General features: G+C 56.3%; 4 protein-coding genes. All 4 read left to right on the top strand.

What is annotated here, in order from left to right:
• A partial coding sequence (locus L972_RS03180; protein ID WP_047436017.1) for a YqaJ viral recombinase family nuclease occupies positions 1 to 932 on the top strand: 932 nt, incomplete at its 5' end.
• A complete protein-coding gene (locus tag L972_RS03175; protein WP_047435438.1) occupies positions 929 to 1,912 on the top strand; it encodes a recombination directionality factor in 984 nt (327 codons plus the stop codon). The genes L972_RS03180 and L972_RS03175, both read left to right, overlap by 4 nt.
• 289 nt (positions 1,913 to 2,201) lie before the next feature.
• Positions 2,202 to 2,753 carry a recombinase family protein gene (locus L972_RS03170; RefSeq protein WP_047435435.1) on the top strand — a complete coding sequence of 184 codons (552 nt, stop codon included), beginning with the start codon at positions 2,202 to 2,204 and terminating at the stop codon, positions 2,751 to 2,753.
• Between the two features lie 68 nt (positions 2,754 to 2,821).
• Positions 2,822 to 3,157, top strand: coding sequence for a hypothetical protein (locus tag L972_RS03165; protein ID WP_047435433.1), 336 nt, complete (start codon positions 2,822 to 2,824; stop codon positions 3,155 to 3,157).
• The last annotated feature ends 162 nt before the right edge of the window (positions 3,158 to 3,319 follow it).

The raw sequence follows: 3,319 nt of genomic DNA, 5'->3' as shown, positions 1-3,319 counted from the left end.
CCCGCGAGCAGGGGCTCGCTATCCGCAAACTCGGCATCGGCTCCTCCGATGCCGCCGTGGCAGTGGGGCTATCCCCCTACAAATGCCCGCTCAGCCTCTGGCTGGAAAAGACCGGTCGCAAGGAGCCGGAAGATATCTCCCACAAGGAAGCGGTGCTGTGGGGAATCGAGCTCGAACCAGTGCTGGCGCAGGTCTATGCCAAACGCACTGGCTACAAGGTGCGACGGGTCAATGCGGTACTGCAACACCCCGAGCATCCTTTCATGCTCGCCAACCTCGACCGGGAGGTAGTCGGCCACCCCGATGGGCCGGGCATTCTGGAGATCAAGACCGCCAGCTATCACAGCGCCTCCCAGTGGGAGGAAGGGGTGCCGGTGGCTTACCAGTGTCAGGTACTGCATCAACTGGCCGTCACCGGCCATGCCTGGGCCGAAGTGGCAGTGCTGATCGGCGGCCAGGATTTTCGGATTTATCGCATCGAGCGCGATGAGGAGAAGATCCAGGATCTCACCGAGCGGGAAGCGCAGTTTTGGCAGATGGTGCAACAAGGTCAGCAACCTGAACCTGACGGCTCCAGCGATGCCGCCAATGCCCTGAGCTGGCTGTTTCCCCGCGATGATGGTCAGACGCTGGATCTCTCCGATTCCCCCGAGTTCAACCAGCTGTTTGGGGAGCTACTGCGCTTACGTCAGCAAAAGGAAGCCGTCGAGCAACAAGAGTCACAACTCAAGCAGCGGCTGCAAGCCACTTTGGGTGAAGCGACAGCCGGGCTGTTTGCCGATGGCAAGATCACCTGGAAGCGCAGCAAAGACCGGCTAGCACCGGATCTCGAAAAGCTCGGTCAGGATCATCCCGACCTGCTCACCCGTTACGTCAAACCGGTGCCCGGCGTGCGCCGTTTCACCATTCAACCCTTGAGGCAAACACCATGATCAAAGGACTGGCGATTACCCCGCCCGTGATCGGGCGGATTTGCATCGGCAAGCTGGTGCAAAAACAGGATAAGTGGGTGCCGGAGAAGGACGACAGCTTCACCCTCACCACTCAGGTACAACAAAAAGGGGGATGGTTACTCCATCCCCTGCATCAACACTACTCATCGCAAAAGAGTGGCCAGGGGCAGGAGCAAACCAAGATCCGCGCCATTCCAGTGCGGGTGCTGTTCAACGACAGCGACTTGAATCTGCGGGCGGAATACAGCGCGTTTGACCGGCAAACCGGCAGGCCGCTCTGTGTCGGGAATGGGGAGGTAGCAAGACGTATGGGGGCACAAGGCATGGAGGAGGTCAGCTGCTCTGGACCAGAGCGCTGCGCCTTTGCCGGCCAACAGGGTTGCAAGCTGTACGGGCGACTGAACCTGTTTGTGGAGGGGCAAGGGGATGAGCTGGGTAGCTTTATCTTCCGCACCACCGGCTACAACTCGGTGCGCACTCTGGCGGCTCGACTGAAGTACCTGGAGGCGGTGAGCGGGGGCCATACCCGCTATCTGCCGCTCACCCTGCGGTTGCGGGCCAAGAGCACTACCCAGTCGTACCGCACACCGGTCTACTACGTGGATTTAACCTTGCGGGAGGAAACCAACCTGACTGAGGCAGTCAGGCAAGCACAAGAGGCGGCACAGCGTGACCAGGAGGCGGGTCTCGCCATCGACCAGATGGAGCTGGCCGCGCGTGAATTGCTGCGTAACGGCCAGTTTGAAGATATCGATGAAGAGGTGCCGATGCTGCTGGAGGAGTTCTATCCCGAAGCCAACAGCGACGAGACGGAAAATGGTCTCAATGGCGCTGTGGCGACAACTGCGCTTAACGCCCCGCTAGGCCAAGCGACCAGAACACCGCAGAAACCGCAACCACGAAGGAGCCCACTCACCAACAAATTGGGGAAAGGGACCCCATCCCCTTCCCCCGGTTAACTGCTGATGTCCCTCGGGAATGGGCAAGCGGTTCTACTGAATAATGAGGCCCTCCCTATAGGGCCCAGTTCACGACTTCCAGTCCGATTGCATTAGCAAATCGATATCCACGGCAATCACAGAACGGCTCATTACTGGATCCAACTGCTGGCGCTGGGTCAATAGCTCAGGCCCTAGTGACATGCACGAATACGCACTAAAAAGGCACTGTTTTCAAGTCAATAGGGTTGGTTTCAGGCTTTTGACTTGTGCCGTCATTGTACCCTGCCCTATTGACCAGGAGGAGACCATGGCACTGGTGGGTTATGCACGCGTGAGTACCGTCGGGCAGAGCCTGGACACCCAGCTTCAGGCACTGGCTGAGTGCAGCACGATTTTTCAGGAGAAAGTCAGTGGGGCAAGGGACGACCGCCCCCAATTGGCTCAGTTACTCAACTTTGTGCGTGAGGGGGATGTGGTGTTGGTCACCAAGCTGGATCGCTTGGCCCGCAACACCCGTCACCTGTTAGAAATCTCGGAGTACCTGCAAAGCAAGCAGGTAGCACTGAGGATTTTGAATCTGGGGATCAATACCTCGACCCCTACCGGCAAGCTGATGCTCACCATGATCGGTGCTATCGCCACCTTCGAGCGGGAGCTGATGCTGGAGCGGCAGGCGGAGGGCATTGAGTTGGCCAAACAACGTGGCGTTTACAAAGGTCGCAAACCTACCGCGATGGCAAGAGGAGAAGAAGTGCTGGCTCTTGCCGATCGGGGACTTGCCAAAACCGAGATAGCAAGACAAACGGGGATCAGCCTATCCAGTGTGCAACGCATTCTCAAAACCGCCGCAACGAGTTAAAGCACAAGCCCCCAGCCGCAGTATTTGAGCTGGGGGCTCTATCACTCACCAAGGAGCAATGACCTTCGATGGAAATACTGCAATATGATGATTTTCGTACCGAGAAAATAGCAGCCCTTATTCATACCCGAAGCACCTTTGAGATTGTGGGTGTCTCCGGAAACATCGGCAGTACCGTTCGAATTCTTGAGACAACGATAGAATCAGCCGGATTGAAATGCAGGGTATACACCCAAGGGCGTATTGCCGCAGCAGGAGCAACATTTTTAGGTGGCGCAACCGGGGTTGCAGGTATGTTCGCAACCCTTGGTATCGCAGCGCATAACCTGGCTACGTATAACCTTGACTATGAAATAGTGAAACATGTCGTGGATGGTTCCATCAGCGTGCGTTACAAAAAATAACCATCATTTAGACCGTTCTTTTTAAGATGAAGAACGTTCGGGAGTAATAAAAATGAATAAACTTTTAATTTCGTCAGTCACCGCATTGTTGTGTAGCAACGCGTTGGCCTATGGTGAGGGGTAATCCCCCCGAAAAACTGAGGTGCTCATAAGTAGAATTTT

This window comes from Aeromonas sp. ZOR0001, from assembly GCF_000801015.1.
In the GTDB taxonomy this organism is placed as follows: Bacteria; Pseudomonadota; Gammaproteobacteria; order Enterobacterales; family Aeromonadaceae; genus Aeromonas; species Aeromonas veronii.
Note: the sequence above shows the minus strand (reverse complement) of the source record. Positions and strands in the feature narration are given on the sequence as shown.